The organism is Hyalangium versicolor (assembly GCF_020103695.1).
Classification (GTDB): domain Bacteria; phylum Myxococcota; class Myxococcia; order Myxococcales; family Myxococcaceae; genus Hyalangium; species Hyalangium versicolor.
The window spans coordinates 276,516-296,037 of record NZ_JAHXBF010000007.1 but is presented as its reverse complement, the minus strand read 5'-3'; the positions used below and the strand labels follow the sequence as shown (position 1 = coordinate 296,037).

Annotated in this window: 3 protein-coding genes; all 3 read right to left on the bottom strand. The window is 67.1% G+C overall.

Annotated features, from left to right (window positions below; translation table 11 throughout):
* Positions 1-110 precede the first annotated feature (110 nt).
* The 3 genes from KY501_RS16870 to KY501_RS16860 all read right to left on the bottom strand — a co-directional run bounded on the left by KY501_RS16870 (position 111) and on the right by KY501_RS16860 (position 19,444).
* A complete protein-coding gene (locus tag KY501_RS16870; protein ID WP_224364174.1) occupies positions 111-1,553 on the bottom strand; it encodes an IS3 family transposase in 1,443 nt (480 codons plus the stop codon).
* 86 nt (positions 1,554-1,639) lie between these two features.
* Positions 1,640-2,395, bottom strand: a complete 756-nt coding sequence (locus KY501_RS16865; protein WP_224364172.1) for a serine protease — start codon at positions 2,393-2,395, stop codon at positions 1,640-1,642.
* A 225-nt stretch (positions 2,396-2,620) separates the two neighbouring features.
* On the bottom strand, positions 2,621-19,444 hold the full coding sequence (locus KY501_RS16860) for a CARDB domain-containing protein (protein WP_224364170.1): 16,824 nt from the start codon (positions 19,442-19,444) through the stop codon (positions 2,621-2,623).
* Positions 19,445-19,522 lie beyond the last annotated feature (78 nt).

Here is a 19,522-nt window from a genome sequence, read left to right as displayed (position 1 = left end):
CCCGGCGGCGACAACCATGCTGGCACGGCCAACGGGAAGCAGGCGGTATGGGATTGCGCGGTGCTCCCGCAGAGGTGGCGGAGCAACGGCTTGTCAGTCAGCGGTGAGTGTCAACTGAGTTGTCGCTCGGTGTTAGCTCCGTCTGCCCGGGGACAGAGCGAGGGAGCGAATTGGGGAGGCATGGCGCGGAGCCGGACCGGCCCTGCGGGGGCCCAGTCGCGCACGTGCCGTGTCCAGCGTGCGGGGCAGTTGCGCTGGGCGCGCTCGTAGACGCTGCGGCGCTGTGCGAGCAACGCCCCCTCACGGCCATGATAGCGATCATCCGGTGTGACGAAGCTGATGCCGCTGTGAAGGTGTTCGCGGTTGTACCAGGCGACGAACCGAGTCACCCAGGCGCATGCAGCCTCGGGTGAACTGAATGCCCGCTGAGGGTAGGTGGGCCGGTGTTTGAGGGTGCGGAAGAGTGCTTCAGAGAAGGGATTGTCGGTGCTCACCCGGGGCCGGCTGAAGGAGGGGATGATGCCCAGCCTCCGGAGGGTGGCCAGCATCGTGGCTCCTCGCATGGGCGCCCCATTGTCGGAGTGCAGGACAAGCCCTTCCGGGCGGATGCCATTCTCCTCGCAGCTCCGAAGGATCAGCCGGGAGGCGAGTTCCATCGACTCCTCCAAGGACACCTGCCAGCCCATGATGCGGCGGCTGAAGACGTCGAGGACGAGGTAGAGGAAGTAGTACTCCCCTCGCACGGCGCCCTTCAGGTAGGTGATGTCCCAGCTCCAGAGCTGGTTGGGCGACACCGCGACATGCTCCACCCAGGGCAGCCGTGGCATGGGCCTCCGCGGGGGGAGGTGGGTCGGGTGCGCATGGGCTCGCCGAAGCCGGTAGAACGTCGACTCCGAGGCGATGTACACGCCCTGGTCCGCCAGCCGCGCCACGAGTTGGCGGGGAGGGAGGCCGTGGTACGGCTCGGCGGCCGCGAGCGCCAGGGCCGTCAGTTGCTCTGCCGGAGAGAGCCGGTTGGCGGGCACACGGCGCTGTTGGGTGCGTCCATCCTCCAGGGAGGCGGCTTTCCTCCATCTCTGGAGCGTCCGCGTGGACAGGCCCATGGTTTCGCAGGTGGTCCGCAGCCGCGCGCCGGCGGTGGTGGCTTCCTGGGCGAGGGCGAGCGCGGTGCGGCGCGTGGCGCTGGGGTGGAAACGGCCTCGGCCTCCCAGCCTCAACCCCTCCCGTCTCCAGGAGAGCGCCAGCAGTGCCCGGGATTCCGCCAGGGCTGTCTTCTGTTGCTCCAGGTCCCTGCTCAGGACTTGGACTTGAATCTCTTGCTTCCGCTTGGGGCCTGGGGCGGGGACGGGCTCCTTCAACGCCTGGAGTGCGGCTTCCCGCCAGCCTCTCAGCTGCTCGGCCCGGAGGCCATGGTCCCGCAGGAGCCTCCGCAGTTCAGTTCCGGTGAGGCTGAGGGAGCTGCCGAGGAGCCGCAGCTTCTCCTCGGGAGTCCACTGTCTGGGGCGGGGTGACCGAGGGGAAATCCGCTCCCGGTCGTTGGCGCCGGACGCCATGAGGTCTTCTGCCATGAAACGGTTGTGAGCCTGTGGGCCTCCCCTTTCGTGGGCTCACTAAACCATGTCCGCCCTCTTGCGGATGCTCACCAGGCGTTGGCCTGGATCCAGCTGACGTAGTTGCCGACGCGGGTGTAGATGCCCGCGTAGTTCGCTCTCGCGCAGCCATTGCCCCAACTCGTGATGCCCACGAGGGTGCCTCCGACCGTCAGGGGCCCACCGCTGTCGCCCTGGCACGCGTCCGCACCTCCCTGCGTCAGCCCCGCGGCGATCATGTTGGTCGTGATGGACGAAGTGCCGTATTGCGACTGCGCGGTCGAGCGCGCCACGATGGGAACAGTCACCTGCCTCAGTTGGGACGATATCGAGCCGCCTTCCGAGGTCGTGCCCCAGCCCGCGGTGATGGCCGACGCGCCCGCGGCTGGATCCGAACCCTGGGCGGGCAGAGGGACGGCCCGAGCCTGGGTCTGCCCCAAGGTCATCGAGGAAGAAAGCTTGAGCAGCGCGATATCGTTGTTGATGGTGGATGAGCTGTAGCCGGGGTGGACGATGATCTGGCTGACGTTCACGAGCGTCCCACCGGACCCATGCGACAGGCTGTTGTATCGGACCTGGATCGTCGACGGGGTGGCTCCAGACACGCAGTGCGCGGCTGTGATGATCGTGTTGGCGTTGTAGATCGCCCCTCCGCAGAAGTGCGAAGTCCTTCTCAGGGACACCACCCAGGGAACCGCGCCGGAAGCGGAGACGGTCCCACCGACGATCTCTTCCCCCATGCTTCCCAGGAGCTCCTGCCCGTCGGCGGCTTCCATCTCCGGCCCGCCGCAACCCAGCAGACTCATCGCGACAACCACTCCCAGTAGGCAACGCATGCGGTGTTCTCCCTGTCTCGTGTGCACCTGAAGTGCCGCGCGAGGCCTTGTGCAGGTTGCGTGCCGCATGAACGGAGATCGAGCTCCAGAGGGAGCCGTCTGGAAGGAGCGGTGGAGGGTCCGACCAGGGTGCGCCACTGACACGTCAAGCAAGGCGCTGACATGTCAGTGGCACGATGGAAGGGTCCGCTTCAATTACTGCAGGTACCAGCGAGCCTCCCAGTAGTGGAGGAGATCCCCCAGGGCCTTGCGGACCTGGGCCGATTCTCCGCTCATCTGCTGTGTGGTCTCGATGGCACGGAACAGCTCTTCGAACTGGGCCTCGATGTCCGACCGCTGGGTGACTTCGCGAGCCTCCACGCTCTGGAGCCGGGCCTCGATCTTGCTCACCGCGGCCGGGTTCTGCTCAAGGAGCGGCTTGAGGGCAAGCCTGACCCGTGCGACCAGTTCGCTGGGAGGCAGCGGCTGTTCCAGGTCCAGCTTCCACGTACCCATGTCGCGTGTCGCGGCCCCCTGGAGTGCGCTGACCGAGGCGGACACGGAGTAGCTTCCAGAGGACTCCGGCAGTCGGACGAGGAAGCGCCAGCCGCGCGTCGCGCCCTTCTCCAGCGAGTCCTCCCAGACGATGCCACGGCCGCCCGGAACCAACGTGCCCTGGGACGAGGTCCACAGTGCGGTGAGCTCGGTGGACAGCGTCTCCACGGAGCGCAGTTGGGTGGCTCGGAACGGGCTGCTCAGCCGCAGCTCGACACCCTGGACTCCCAGAGGAGAGGGCTCGGACGGCGGCGGCAGGACGTAGGCCACGGAGCTGCTGAGGGTGAACGCCGCGTTGGTTGTGGGCAGGGCACTGGAGAGGTCGACACCGAAGGTGACCGAGCGACCCTGGCCGAACGTGGTCAGCGCTCCGGAGAGTTTGTCGCTATTCCCGGACCAGGTCGCCACGGGCTGAACGGAAGCCTTCAGCGCCTGGAGGATGGCACCTCCACCCGGAGCGCTCAGGTAGGCAGGCCCGTGCAGCGCGGAGGACGGCAGCTGCACCTGTCCCTGCTGCGTCGGGCCTCGGAAGTCGACCCCGAGCACCTCGCGCAGCAGCGGCATGTCCTCCGTGCGCGAGCGGATGACGACGAGCCCGGCATGTCCGGCGAAGACCTGCTCGGTCAGCTCGATCGACCAGGCCTTGCGCACCTTCATGGCCTCCGTGTCCGTAGGATCGAGCTCCAGCGGGGCGACGGTCTCACTGCACTCGCTCCCCGTGCTGCCCAGGCTGAAGACGATGACGACGTTCGCTACGCCTGCACGGAGGGACTCGAGGAAAGCCGCCTCATCCGTCGTCACCGTGAGGAGCCGATCCTTGCCACCCAACTCCGCCTCGAGGAGCCCCTGGACCCGCTGGACCTCCGCGGCCGTGGGCGTACAGGTGCCAGCCCGGATGAGCGCCAGCACCCGGGCGAAGGAGACTGCGGTGTTCGGCGAGACATTCACCCACTGGGTCTGGACGGAGAACCGCACGGTCCGTTCCGTCACCCACCCGGCGAGATCCTCGACATGGATGGTGAGTGTGTAGCTGCCATCCGTGTCGATGCTCGTGCCGGACGTATAGCGAACCCCATTGAGTCGGATCTCCTGGGTGCCCGGGTGGGCATCCTGGATGTCGATGACCGGCGTGACGGCGTTGGAGTACAGCGCTCCCTCCGAGACGCCGGTGATGGTGATGGCCGGCGGAGTCTGGTCGAGGGTGAAGGTGAGCTGACGCTCGGTCTCGTTTCCAGCTCGGTCCGTGGCACTGGCCCGCAGGATGTGTTTGCCCTCGGCCGTTACCACCGTTCCGGGGATGAAGCGTGCGTTGTCCAGCCTGATGGAGGACTCCAGCAGGTCGCGGTCCCGGATGGTGACGACGGGCACCACGCTCTGACGGAACACTCCCCCCTCCGTCACCCCGCTGATGGAGATGGCGGGCGGCGTGGTGTCCACCGTGAACCGTAGGGTCTGAGAGGTCTGATTCCCGGCGAGATCCGTCGCCTGGACGAGCAGATCGTGAGTTCCATCTTCCGTGACGGGCGTGCCAGAGGTGAACGGCTGGTTGTCTAGGTAGCTGACGGCCGAGGCCAGGTACTCATCCGTGGCCTGCACGACGGGGCTGGGAGCTCTCCTGTACACGTAACCCTCGGTCACCCCCGTCACCTTTATCTGAGGCGGAGTCGGGTCGACGATGATGGTCGTGCTCAGCGAGCGGATGTTACCCTCGGCATCGACGGCGAAGAAGGTGGGGTGGTTGGTGCCTTCCCACACGCCGGCATCGCCGCTCCAGTTGCCATCGAAGGTGTTTCCACTGACCAGCGCCAGGTCGCGTCTCTGGGCTCCAGGAACCTTGGCGTAGACGGTGACCACTCCGGACTCCGGATCCGTGGCCTGAACCACTGGGTTTACGCCGCCCGGGAGGAACTTGCCGTTCAGGAGGTTGATGACCCGCAGCGTGGGAGCCTGTCCGTCCGCCAGCCGGAAGCTCGCTGAAGAGAGCGTCTGGAAGGTTCCGTTCGGCCACTCCGCGATCAGGTACACCGCGTAGCTTCGCAGCGGCAGGCCACTCGTGGAGAAGCCGTGCATGCCGGAGAGCGTTCCGCCCACCTCGAGCGGCTGGGCTGGCAGGGCATACGAGTCCAGGGTCTGGTTCGTCAGGGCATCGATGAAGGCCACCCGGAGCACGAGGCACTGCTCCGCAGCCGTGCCGGTGTTGCCTGCTTCGAAGGCGACCGTCAGCGGCTCGCCCGCGCGGACCGCCGGAGGCGTACCCTGGCCGAGGACCGAGACCGTCCCCACGATTTGCGAGCGTCCCACGATGGAGAAGTGTGTGGAGGCCGTCGCGAGCTGCTGCGCTCCGAGCATGACCACGCCGTGGGCCTCATATTGCCCGGGAGGCAGCCCGGCGGCGGACAGTTCCGTGTTCACCGAGTAGCTGGCCCCCTGGGTCAGCAGCGGCAGCGCGGTGGTCTGCCCCTGCACGGTGGTCCCCGCCCCGTTCGTCACGGTGAGGATGTAGCTCGCACCGTCCAGGAAGCTGTTCCGGGAGTCGTTGCGAACCGAGGCGGTCAGCGCGATGGCCTCTCCGGGACCGTAGCTCGAGCGCGACGCGAAGATGCGCAGGAGCGCGGCACGGTCCGCGTTGATGGTGAACGGCGCAGCCGTCTCCACGAGGACCGCGGTGCCCTGACGCACCACCGTCTTCACCTGGTACGAGCCCGCGAGTGTCTGGCCGGCGGCCAGGGGACGCGTGAACGTTCTGCTCCGGCCCGCCCCGAGGGGCGCGAGGTGTTCGGTCTCACCCAACTGGAACACGAGCTCTCCGTCCGCTGTGACGAGCCGGGTCTCCACATCGAGGGTCTTCTCGGAGCCCGGGTTCGACACGGTGATGGTGGCCATGCTGTTGCCGTTCACATCCACCGTCTGGGGAGAGACGGAGAGGGCCACCATGAGCTGCTCATCCGATACCAGGGAGAAGGGATAGCGCACGCGGTTGTTGTCGCGCACGGGGTCCTTCACCTGCTGCTCGGGGTCGACGATGACTTCCAGGATCTGCGGACCCTGGAGTGTCGGGTGCGAGAAGGGCACGAGCGCCGTGGCCATGCCGCCCGAGGCGAGCGCCGGCACGGAGATCGGCTGCGGGGTGAGGGACTGCCCATCCGGAGAGAACACCGCCACCGAGACGGTCGTGGCAGGCGCCGCGCCACCGCCCTGGTTGCGGACGGTCACGAACGCGTCGAACGGGTGTCCGACCTGGGGAACCTCGGGACGGAGCTCCACCTCCGCGACGAGGTCAGGCAGGGTGCTTGCGTCCAGCGTGATCTGGATCGGAGCTGCGGCGAGGCTCGTGCGCTGAGCCGCGTCCGTGGCGGTCGCGGAGAACACGGTGGTTCCAGGCTGCAGGCTCACGCCGGTGAACTCGAACCGAGCGCCCCACTCCAGACGCGAGAGGCCCATGCCCACAGAAGTGAGCAGTGTCCCCTCCTGTGTCCAGGACAGCCAGAGACCCGTGGAACCGCTGAACCGCTGCTGCCGGCCATCCTCCTGGAGCACCAGGAAATTGCCGCTGCTGAAGGCCAGCTGGTGTCCATCTCGAGAGAAGGCCGGGTTCTTCTCCACCTCCTGCCCGTGGGTCAGCAGTACGGAGGCTCCCGTCGACACGGAGACGGTGTGCAGATCCTTCATCCCATTGAGCGTCGCGACGAGCGCGATGCGCGCCGAGTCGGCGGAGACGGCATAGTCTCGCTCGATGGACTCTGCCTCGAACAGCGAGGTGGAGGCACCGGATACCGGGTCCATCCGCAGCAGTCGCTGGGTGTCGCCACTCCGAGTGAGCGCGAAGAGCGTGCTTCCTCCCGGCGCATACCGAGGTGCCATGAGCGGGGCTCCCGCCTCACCCGTGAGCGAGCGCTGCGTGCCCGCCACCGTGTCCACCACGACGATCGAGGACGAGGCGCTGGAGAGCGCCACCTCATAGGCCAGCTCGCGAGAGTTCGCGGACCACGTAGCGGAGGTCTCATCGCCCAGGGAGGCACTGCCCGCCTTGTGCACCTCGCCGGTGGCGATGTTCACGATGTGGATCTCGGAGCGGTAGGTCGACGAGGAGAACGCCTCGACGGCCACGCTCTTTCCGTCAGGCGAGAAGGTCGCTCGCTGGATGGAGGAGAACGAGGGGCTGCCAAAGGTCCCGAGCAACTCACCGGTCCGCGACTGAACGGCCAGGCGCGGAGGTGCCGTCATGCCATCCGCCACGGCATAGGCCAGGCGCTCGCCATCGGCGGAAGCCCAGCCGGTGCTGGCCGGAGTGAGACTCAGCTCCAGGGGAACGGCTTCGACGCTGAGAGCGCCAGCGATGGCCTCGGCCGTGGGCACGCCGTTGCGGAGCAGGGTGACGTGAGTGCCGGCCTCCGTGAGACCGGAGATGGCCACGGTGGGGCTGGACACCGTCACGGGCTTGCCCGCTACGGTCGGGTGCATCAGGTGCGGCGGAGCCGGAGGCGTCGAGTCCACAGGCACACCCGAGACGATCAGAGACGGGCTGCTGAGGTTCCCGAGCGCATCCAGGGCGAGGATCCGGTACCGATACAGAGCGCTGTCGTTCAGCGGCCGATCGATGATCTCGGTGGTGAGCACGTGCTCGGAGCCAGCGAGGGCCTCGAAGGCCCCCGTCGCCCCGATGGCACGTTCCACGCGATAGGCCACGGTACGGGCATCCCCCGGAGACCAGGTCACCGAGAGCGCACCTCCGGACGGCAGGGGCTCGACCGCCACATCCACGGGAGAGGCGGGGGGAGCAGCAGCCACTGTCGCCGTGGCGCCATTCGAGGCAGGACCTCGGAATCCACGCGCGTTGAACGCGTGGACACGGTAGGTGTACGTGCCATTGCGAACGCCCCGGTCGATGAAGCTTCGCGCGGCAGCCGAGGACGGCGGCAGCTCCACCGTTCCCTCGTTGCCCTCGCGAACGAGCGCGTAGCCCGCCACATTCGACGCATCGCCCGCCACGGAGAGCGAGAGCGAGACGTCCGAGGCCGTCACACCGGTGAGCGCGAGAGTGAGGCCCGCGGTCGGAGCCGGGTCGCTCACCACCGTCACGGGCTCGGAAGGAAGGCTGCGGTTGCCAGCCGCATCCGTCGCCTGAGCCTGGAAGGTGTTGTCACCCGGAACCAGGGGCACCGTGAGCTCGAAACCGCCCTGCGCGTTCGCGGTGGTCGTACCGGCCACGCCATTCTCATTGAACACCTCGACCCGTGCGGATGGGGGAACGTCATGGCCCAGCAGCTTGACGCTGGTGCCCGGAGTCTCCGCCACCTCGGCCTCGAGTTGCGGGGCATAGATGTTGACGGAGAGCTCCTCTGCCTCCGAGGGAGTGCCTCCGAAGCCCATCGCTCGCAGGCGGTAGGTGTGCTGGCCGGGGAAGACGGCGCTGAGCACGGTAGAGGAGCCATGCTCCAGCGGCACCGCGTCCAATTGCACATCGGACAGAGCGGTGGTGCCCGAACTCAGGCTCAGGAACGTCACCCGGATCGCCTGGGCCTCGACAGCCCGGTCCAGCGTGTGCGTCGTATTGGAGGAGGCAATGGCCAGAACATCCGAGGCGAGCGGCACCCAGAAGCCTGCGATCTGGGCCTCCAGCCGGACTGTCGACGTGCCCTTGGTCACCAGGGTGACTCCGTGCAGGAGCACCGGCTGAGTCAGCGTCAGTGTCCACGCTTGAGGCAGCGCACCCTGGGGCGTCCAGGACGTCAAAGTCCCCGCATCGTCATAGGCGTTCGCGGGCGTGCCGGACGAGGCGGCCGCCGTGCCAGGCCACCGCTCCGGCGCTTGGGTCACGATGACACCGTCCTCGGACAGCTCGAAGCCTGTCAGCTGCCCGGCCGGGTTGGTATTCGTCCAGGAGATCTCGACCTGGTCGCCATCGATGAGGGCGGTCGCCGACGGCTTGGAAGGGATCGCCTCCTTCAGCACGTGGATCGACGCAGGCGCGGCATCGGTTTTGTTCGAGCCGTCCTTCGCCACGGCCCTCAGCTCGACGACGCGGCCGCTGACCTGCGACAGGGGCAGGAGCCGGGTGAACGGCATCTGGGTCGCCGGAGCCCCCAGCGCAGTGAACGTCCCGGTGGGGGAAGCACGGCTCTCGAAGGTGATCGACGCGATGTCCTGATCTTCGCTCTGGGCCACCAGCCAGGTGTCCTGGCGCAGCCGCTCGCGCTGGCTGGGCTCGACGATGCGAGCCACGGGAGCTCGCGTCTCGATGACGACAGGGCCACGGCTGGAGGAAGGACTGACGTTGCCCGCCCGGTCGATGGCCACGAGCGAATAGGTGTGCGAGCCATCCGGGACCTTCAGATCCTGGAAGCTCCGGCTATCGGCCGGGAGCGCGTAGGGCCGGAGGTCCTGAGGGCTCGAGTTGCTCGGCGTTCCGAGCGGCGCACCATCCCGGAAGATCACGAATCCGAGCAGGTCATCCTCGGCGGTGGTCTGCCAGGAGAGGGTGACCGTCGAACCCGCCACAGTCAGGGGGGCGAGCGTCGGCGTCACGGGAGGCAGGTTGTCGATCAGGAACGCGACGCGGGTCTCGCTCACGTTGCCGATCAGATCCTCGGCCTCCAGGCGCAGGGTTTGGATCGATCCCTGGGGCAGGCCCGTTGCGGCCAGCTCGCCGAGACGCCCGGCGCTCACAGGCAGCAGGGAGCGTGTCAGGAGCGTGAAGGCCGTGGGGGCATTGCCAGCGCCGATCGACACGCGGTACTCGCGGAAGTCGCTCGGGCTGTACGCGGTGCCTTGGAGCTCGTACGTGCCACGCACCTGCTCACCGGCCGTCGGCGCGAGCCATGACACCATCGGCGGCGTGGAGTCGATCTCCACTTGGGCCTCGGGCGAAGAGTTGCTGGCATTGTGAGCCGCGTCACGCGCCACGACGGAGTAACGGAAGCGGCCGTCCAGGAGTCCGCCATCCACGTAGGCGCGGATGTCCGCGCCAACGGTTGCGATGACGACGGCCGAGCCGCTGCCAGAAGCCCTGCGGACTTCATACGCGGTGACATCGCTCGAAGGGCTGGGCTCCCAGGTGAGCGTGACAGTGTTAGGCCGCTGCACGGTCGCGGACAGTGCCGGCGAGGGCAGGGGAGCGATGGAGTCGATGGTGAAGGACTCATCGTCCACGGACACATTGCCAGCGGAGTCGATGACCCGGAGGCGAGCGATGTAGGAGCCATCCCCCACGAAGGCGAGCGTCGCGAAGGTTCCGGAGTCCAGCGGCTGCGAAGCGCTGGCGATCATTTGGAACGAGGTCTCAGAAGCGGACGTACCCCGGCCGAGTTCCAGCTCCCACCTGGACAGGTTCGCGTCGGTGGCGGAGCCGCGGAACACGAGTCCCTCCCCACGCGTCGAGCCGTGAGGCTCGGAGAGGGTCGCCACGGGAGGAGTGCTGTCGAGCACGAATGAGAGGAGGCTCTCGGCCGTGTTCCCAGCGGAGTCCTCGGCCTTCAGGTGCAGCTCGGCCGGGCCATCGGCATCGTAGCCCACGGCCCAGTGAGACAGCAGGCCATCGGGAGGCAGGCTTGAGCCAGAGAAGAGCGTCTGCGTGCCGTTGACCGTGTGGGCTTCGAGGCTCACCGACCGCAGGTGGGCATCCTCGGCCTGGCCGCGGATCTCCAGCGGAGCAACGCTGCCCGACAGGTTGCTTCCATTGGCCGGCGAGAGGAACGAGACGACAGGAGACGTGGTGTCCACGGTGAAGGACACGGACTGCTCCTGGGAGTGCCCCGCCCGGTCACTGGCCTTGAGCGTGAGCTGGTGGGTTCCCTCGGTGAGTCCACTCTGGACTGCGAGGAGCCCCGAGGAGGTCGCAATGCCGCTCGCGATCGTGTGCCCGGTGCTCTCTCCAGGGGCCTGATGGGTCAGGGTCCAGCTCTCGAGGTGGGGATCATCGATGATGCCTTCCACGGTGAGCTCAGCCCCTCGGACGCTCCCTGCCACTGGCGAACTGAACACGACATGGGGCTTGCTGATGTCGATCTCGAACGAGGCAAGGGAATCTTCCGTGTTCGAGCCCGAGTCCGCCGTCACTCGCACCGAGTAGACGCCGTCCAGGAGCCCCTGCAGGGCCGCGACGGTGAGCGGAAGCTGGCTCGTGCTGGCGGGAAGAGCGGTGGGTTGCACCAGCGTGCGCAGCGGATGCCCCGCCGGGTCCAGCAGGACGGCGCTCACGGTCGCGGGAGCCGCCAGCATGACGTTGAGGGACCCCGTGTCCGAAATCCCGTCACCATCCGGAGAGAGGATCGTGGGCATCACGGAGGCAGCGCGCAGCAGTGCCGCTGGCTGGTGCTGGAAGTGTCGCAGCACCTGGGTGGAGTGGCCTGCCTTGTCCTCGACCACCAGCCGCAGCGTGTACTGGCCCATCGGCAGGCTCGCGAGAGCCACCTCGCCCAGGACTCCGGAGGCAGCAGTCTGGGCCGAAGCGATAGGGGCGAAGCTTGTCGGAGAAGCACCCTCGCCGAGGGACAGCTCGTACCGCGACAGATTCACGTCGGTGGCAGCACCTGTGACCGTGAAGGACCCACCCAGCACCTGGTTTTCTGCAGGGAAGTCGATCCGGGCGACCGGCGCGCTCGTATCCAGACGAACCAGGGTGGCGGCCTCATCGGTCATGCCGCAGGCGCTCGTCACGCGCAGCCGCAGCGTGTAGTCGCCGTCGGGCAGGTGCGAGCCATTTTCCAGGGGGCCATTCCAACTCAGCGAAGCACTCCCCTGAGGCGTCTGGCCCTGGAGGATCGTGTGGCTCTGCGTCCCGGTCTCGACTGAGACGGCGTACGACACAGCCTGATCCACTGTGAAACCGATCGTCGTGGCGTCGAGAGCGCCATCCGTATCCGGAGAGAAGAGGGTGGGCGATACCAGGAGCGAGCCAATGGACGGAGGCTGAGCCACTTCCACGACCACGGGCGTGGCGCACCAAGAGGAACCACTCACGTCTCGCGCGCTCAGCAGCAGTTCGAGCTGATGGCTTCGCTGAGACAGATCGATCGTCCCCAGGACACCCTGGAACGAGCTGGGAACCGAGGTGTTGAACTCGACCTTGGAGCCCCGCTGCGGCTCGCCATCCGGCGAACCGACGAACAGCTCATAGGACTCGAGGTGGTCATCAGAGACGGCTCCCTGCACGGTCAGAATCTGCTCGATGGCGCCATTCGAACCTCGGCGGCTTTCGGGGCAGACGCGCCCCACGGCCGCTGGACTCGTGATGAGGGCCTGGGCAGGCGTCTTGTCGATGTAGACAGGCTGCTCGACAGCGTTCGAAACCGCTCCGTCGGACCAGGTGGCCGAAGCGCGAAGCAGGTAGTTGCCCTTCTGCAGCGTCTTGGAGTCGATACGCACCACTGCGTCCACGACGGAAGACCCGAGAACGACACCCGAGACCTGGGGCTGCGCGACCGGCTCGCCCTGCGCAGTGACGATGCGCACATCGAGCGCCTGGAGCTGCTGCCCCGTTCCGCCGTTGCCCTTGATCCGAGACGTATAGAGGGGCTCGTGGATGCTGCACAGCGGCGCGTCCGCATCTCGCGACAGAGACGAAAGCTCCACCTTCGCCTGGGGGAACTCCAACCCGGCCTCATCGTTGCAACCGGGGTCGAGCAGCTTGGGGTCGGCAGGATTCAGGTTGGGACGGGTCAGGACGCGAGTCCCATCCGTCAGCGTGGCCCGAGCGCGGAGAACGAAGCCCGTTGCATCCGGGAACAGCGAGCGGTCGATCGGGTGGATCGGAGACGTGCCCTCGAACGCATCGAAGCGGGCGACGACGATCTGCCGCGCATGATCCTCGACGAACACCTCGATGGAACGCAGGCCCTGACGGAACGACTCAGAGACGGACATCCCGTTCTGGCTCAGGGTGACCTGGGGCTTGCACAAATCCACGGAGAGCAGGTCCACGAGCGGCGTGCCGCTCACATGGGTGCCCAGGAACTGCACGGAGTACTGGCACTCGGGCAGGCTGGAGGTGGGGAGCGACTCCTTGATGCGGAGACCCTGGCTCGTGTGGAGGAGCTCGGCGTGGACAGGGAACTCCGTCACCGTCTGCGTCGCCACCGAGGTGAAGCGCCACTTGGAGCCAGCAGCGAGATCCTCGGGCATGGTCAGCGCATTGCCCACGATGGAGGAGATCACCGTGGTCTCACCGCCTCGCGTCTTCACGCAGGCCGTCCGGGCGTACTGTCCTCCCTCGGAGCCGTTCGTGAGGCGCACGGCCGCCTTGAGGGTATTGCCCTGGGTGTCCAGGGCGCGGATCTCGAACTCGGAGACGCCGCCCGAAGAGTTCGAATCCCAGATGACCATGTTCTCGCCCAGGGCCGAGACATTCTGCGAGTCCATGACCCACGCGCCCGACGGCAGGTGGTACGCGACCGAGAACGATGTCAGAGGGCTGCCATCGCTGGTGTTGAGGCCGAAGGCGTACTTCCCACCCTCGACGCGGGGGAGAACTGTGGTCCCGTCGACGGCCATCGTGGCGTTGGTGAATGGCAGCACCCGAGGCATGACCTGTCCGGGCAGCAGCCAGTACTGGCTGAGCTGCTGCGCGCTGCCGCCGAGGGTGACGAACAGTTGCGGCGGATTGAGCTGGACGGGAACCGTGAGCGCCTGATTGCCGGCCAGGTCCTTGGCACGGAGCCGGAAGGGACCTCGCACTTGCGCGATGGGGAAGGGCTGGGTCTTGTCGACGGGCTGGGTCCCCGTGAGCAGCGGCCGACTCACGGACGGGTCGTCGGACGGAGAGACCTCGAGGGTCCACTCCTTCAGGTTCGCATCCTGGACCTTCCAGGACGTACCCGCGCCCACGATCCGCACTGGCTCGGTCGTACGAAGCGAATCATCGGCGGCCGCATTGGCGACGACGTCCTGCGGGAGGACGTCCATATAGAGGTAGGGCTCCGGCAGACGTGAGCCCGCGGCCTCGGGCAGCGCCGCCAGCGCGAGCTGCGCGACAGGAGGCGTGTTGTCGACTACCACCGAGAGGCGCGTGCCATCGAGCATCAGGGTGTACGTGCCGTCCGGGACGAGCTGGCCATTGGCATCACGGCCATTCCAGCTCAGCGTGAAGTCACCGGCCTGAGGGTGGTTCAGGAACGACTGCTGGACCACCTGGTTGTGCGAGTCCAAAACCTGGAAGTCGGCGATGGTCGCTCGGGTGATGCTGTAGTGCAGCTCGGTCGAGTCGAGGACCCCATCTCCGTTGGGGCTGAAGTACTCGGGAGCGCGCGTGACGTTGGCCACGGCAGGACTCAGGCTGTAACCAAAGGCCACGGTCCGGGTGCGGACGTTGCCGGCGCGATCCTTCGCGAGCAGTCGTGCCTCATACATGCCGGGCGCGGGAGGAACCCACTCGGTCAGCAACCCGTTGCGCACGGGCGTGGCGGAGGCCGCGATCGTCACGAAGGAACCCGTGGAGCCATAGGTGCGGACTCCGAGCTGCCACTCCTCGAAGTTCAGGTCGGCCGCCGTGCCCTGGAAGGTCATGGCCGCGGACGAGGAAGTCCGGGTCGCTGTCAGCTTCACGAAGAGGTTGTCCCTCGTGACGACCGCGCCGAGGGGTTCACCCCCTCCATCCCCCGTGTTCACGAAGCCGAACAGGAAGCTGCCCCCGGGTGACCAGCGCAGCGCACCCACATCGTAGGGCAGGAGCATGCGCGCCGTTCCAGAAGCCGAGACGGTCCAGATCTGAGCGTGGGTGCTCAGCAACGGCCAATGGCGGAAGGCCGTGCCTCCACTGATGGGGTTGACGGCGAGCGCGGCTGCCTCTGGGAGGAAGTCCCTGGAGTGGAAGGCGCCCGCGAAGAGCTGTTGGATCCTGCCGGTCTTCAGCTCCTTCTGCTCGAGCTTCGGGGCGATGGGCACCAGGTCATAGAGGTCCTCGCCGCTCTCCAGCAGGCCTGGAGCCGCGTAGGAGATCATCTCGCCGGAAGCCTCCCAATCATGGCGGCGGTTCATCTCGGAGTTCACCTCGACCGGGATGTTGCCGTCTGACGTGAAGCCGGAAAGGGTCCCAGTGGGAAGGAAGTCCTCGCGGGTGCCCTCCGGCAGATGGATGAAGTACAGAGCCCCGCTCTGGTTGACGACAGCCAGTCTGTCTCCCGCGGGAGACACGCTGAGTTCGACGGGGGCGGGTGTGCTGCGCGCAAGGATGCGCCGCTGCGTCCCATCGACGCGGGCTTCTTCGAGTGTGAAGTCTCTCGTAGCCTGCTCCCGGGTCACGAAGAAGATGCGAGACCCATCCCTGCTGAAGGCGGGGGACACCTGGTCCTGGAGGAATCGTCCCTGAGCATCTCCGTTGTTGGCGATCTGGATCAGGCTTCGATTGGCGATCGAGAGGAGCTCCAGGGTGCTGCACCGGTTGAATTCAGGGCACTCCTTGAGGCCATGGAAGGCGACCCAGCGTGCGTCCGGGCTGACCGCCAGCCCCTGGGACCAGGAGGCATAGGCGCTACAAGACCAACCGTCCGGTGTGAGGCGGCGCGCGGGAGCACCATCGAGTGACTGGGCGTAGATCCCACATCCCTCGGAATCCTGGCGATAGAACACGACGCCACTCTCATCCGGCATCGCGGCAGCGGGCCCGTTGCGCGTTTGAGCATTGGCAGTGCCTTGCAGGCTCTCCACCTCGATGGACGAGGGCTCGGAGCTGTCCAGCAGCGTGCGGTTGGTGTCCACCACGGCCGTCAGCGTCCCCAGGAGCGTCGCCGATGCGGCAGCCTGGGTCCTCACGTGGATGCTGTAGGTGCCATCCGGGACGATCCGGCCCTCGGTGGAGCGGCCGTCCCACGAAAGGCTCGAAGCGAGGGCAGTGGCCGCCGTCAGGACTCGGACCGTGCGCCCCTGCGCATCCTCGATGCGAGCCTCCACGGGCGCTTCAGTCGCGAGGCGGTAGGTGATCTCCGTCGTCTCGCGAATGCCGTCTCCGTTGGGCGAGAAGTAGGGTTCGGAGAGCGCCAGCGCTGCATCCTGGACCGACACCTGCCGCTCGGCGCGGTTGTTGTCCGTGCGCTGCTCGGGCACCGATTGCCCCTTGTTGATGAACGCGACCAGCTTCTGTGGTCCGCGCAGGCCCGTGGTGTTCCAAGAGATGATGGCCTCACCGCTCTGGCCCGCCTCGATGGCGGAGATGGAGGTCTGGCCGATGGACTCCTCGCTCCCGCTGGAGGTGACTCGCAGCAACTCGACCGGGATGTTCTCCGCGCGCTGGCCTCCCGCGTTCAGCACCACCACCGTCACCGGCACCGTAGTGTTCTCGCGCGGGAAGGCCGGGTCCGGCCGGATGCCCGCGGAGGAAGCCACCAGGTCCGCGATGGGCAGGGAGGAGAAGGTCAGGAAGGTCCGGTTGTCGTCTTCATCGAACTCCGAGACAGCCTCGGTGCCGTCCACGACGACGTAGAGTGCCTTCGGCGCATCCTGGGGCAGGGTGAGCGTCCCTGTGACGGCCAGCGTGGCGCCAGCGGCCAGCGTCGAGACCTGCTCCCGGTGGAAGCGCGTCCCGCCGGACTCGGGCACCCCGAGGTAAAGGTCCACGGTGAAGTCCCGGGCCGCGCTCTGGCCACTGTTGCGGACGGTCACGCGCACCGTGGCCGGCTGGGTCTCCAGTGGATGCTCGGGAGTGAGGGTCAAGCTGTTGCCCACCGCCAGGAGGTTGGGCAGGGACGACGCCTGCACTGTGAACAGGGCCGAGCCGGTGTTGTTGCTGGAATCGAGATCACCCGGGTACTGCACCTTCAAAACCGCCTTGAGCGAGCCCGCGGTGTTCGCACGCCACACGAGCTGGCCCGTGGCCTGGCCTCCCGCGCTGATGAGCTGGGAAGGCAGCGGCAGTGTCGCGATCGTGGCTCCGCTGTTGGAGAGGATCTCCAGCGTGCCCGTGGACTGCGCCTCCAGGGTGCCGCCGTTGGCGAGCGCGTACTGGAAGGCGATGTCATGCCCCTGGTCCACAGTCGCCGGAGCCGTCAGCGAGGTGACGCGCAGGTCCACCCCAGGCGTCAGCCCGAGCTTCACCGTCTGCTGGTTGTTGGTCTCGACCGGCTCCGGGACCGCGTCGCTCGGATCCACCTCCACGGTGATGACGCCGCCGGCCTGCAGGGCGGTGAGCTGGATCTGCCAGGTCATGGGCTGGCTCGACTGCGCGCCGAGCGTCACTTGAGACGTGGCCAGCGCCTGCGTCCCCATCCGGACTACGACGTTCACCGGCTGGCCCACCGCGACCTTGCCGAGGTTGCCCACGCGCGCGGACACCTCCACCTGCACTGGCAGATGGTTGATGGACGCCGGGTTGACGGTGACGCTGCCCGCCTGGACGAACAGGTCCGGCACCGTCGGGGCTGGCGACACGAAGAAGGGCACCGCGGCCCGGTTGTCGGACTCCTGGCCCTCGTCGATCTCACCGCCCGGGTCCACCACGAAGAACGCCTGGATCGAGCCCGCGGCGTTGTGGGTGTCCAGCACCACCTGTGTCGAGATGCGCTCGCCGGGCTCAATGGAAGTCAGTCGGGCCGCAACGCCGAGCAGGTTGCCGTTGGAGTCGAAGGCCTTGAGCAGCACGTTCTCAGCCTTGGAATAGCCTGTGTTCGTGATGCTCACGGTCGCGAGCACGCTCTCACCCTCCATCACGGAGGAGGCGGAGAGCGAGATGTCCGCCGACTTCACCACCAGATTGGGCGTGAGCAGGATGCGCAGCGCACGAAGGGCGAGCGCCGTGTCCACCACCGACGCCTCCCAGCTCCCATCCTGCCGCTGCCGCTTCCAGAGGGTCTGCGTGGCACCCGCCGCCTCGCTCGGCGTCAGCTTCTGCCACTGCGACAGCGCCATGACCGCCCACCCCGTCGCCGCTGCTCGCGGACCTTCATCCAGGAAGCCCTGCGCGGTGTAGCGGCTGTGGAAGAACTGGAGCGCCTTGTTCGCCGCTGCACTGATGCTCGCCGTCTTCGGAACCCGGGAGAAGTAGTCCAGGACCAGGGCCGTGGGCTCGAACCGGCTGGGGCCTCCGGGCAGCGCGGCCCAACCGCCGTCGGCGTTCTGCGAATTGAGCAGGAACTCCGTCACCGCGGGAGTCGCATCGGGGGCGGAGGGAGACAGCGTCAACGCCAGTCCCAGCAGTGCCGTGTCGAGCAGGGTGGAGCGGTAGCCGGGAGAAAGCCCCACTCCTCCCGCGGGCTGAAGCAGCGCGCGCAGCCGGCCCTGAGCCCCATCGCTCAGGTCCTGGGTCGCGAGCGACAGGCGCGCCAGTCCATCTACGTCCGTCGGATGACGGCCCTGAAGGTAGCTCTTGGCTTTGGTGAGCGAGGTGGAGACTCCCTCGCTGGAGAGGAACAGGCGCAGCACCTCCATGGCCTGCTGTGTCTCACGCAGGGCCGCCTCCTGCGTCGTTCCCCAACTCCCCGCCTGGCTCTGGCGCGACAGCAGATACGAGAGGCCAAGCTCCACGCCCGGCGTGCTCGTGACGGTGCCGGGCGCCTGCTCCACGAGATCCGTCTCGAAGGCACCCCGTCCGCGCGTGAGGAAGAAGAAGTGGTTCTCGAAGGCATGGCGGAGCGAGTCGGCGTAGGCAATCTGCGCGGCCGTCGCGGTCTGCCCCTTCGGCGTCAGGAGGATGAACGCCGCGCGGAAATGCTTCTGGGAATTCGAGCTGTTGGGGGTCCGCGGCCCTTCCGCCTGGATGATCTGGGAGAGGCTCACCTCTCGGGAGGTCGCGGAGATCGTCGTGCCATTCACGGGGGGGATGGCGGTCGGATCATTGAGAGGCTCATCCTCGGTAGGGGTGAGCAGGGACATCGGCGCCACCTCCTGAGAGTTCAAGAAGCCCATCAGGTAGAGGTCGAGCGCGGAGTAACGGCCCTGCCGCGCTACGGACTCGAAGCTCTGCGGGCCCCGAGGCTCCCAGTCCGAGCCGTGGAGCACCGAGGCATCCGAGTCGAGGAAGAAGCTCCAGTGCGCGCCATCCTTGCCGAGCAACTCCTGGCTCAGAGGAGCCGAGGACGTCTCCCGAAAGCGCGTCTGGCCCGACCACTGATGGGCCACTTCATGGGCGAGCACGACAGCTTCCCATTGGAGTGAGGACGGAGACCCTGGTCTCAGCCCGCCCAGATCGATGTAGCCCTTGAGGCGGTGGGCGTTGCCGAAGCCCGGGCTGTTGTCGAAGAGCGGCTTGCCAATGCCGGAGACCTGGTTGCTGATCCCCACGTGGAGGCCGTCGGCATCCTTGCCCAGGATCGTGTCGAACGTCGGCAGCACCACCAGGAAGTCGTAGGAGTCGGTATGCGTTGCGTAGAACCGCTGCGCCACTCGGCCCCTCGCCAGGAACGCATCGGAGGATTCCTCCGGGTGATCGTAGGAAGAACCATCGTTCTCCATGACCACGATGTCCGCGCTGGCGCGGCTCGCTCCAGGCAACAGGGTGATGATGAGCACCCACGCGAGCATCACGGGGTGGATCCACTTCCATCCTTCTTGGCGGCTTGGCATCGGTTCTCTCGGTGAAGTCAGTCGAAGCGACTGCCGCCCAGTGCACGCGTTGGGCCGTGCGCTCCACCGATGGAGAGT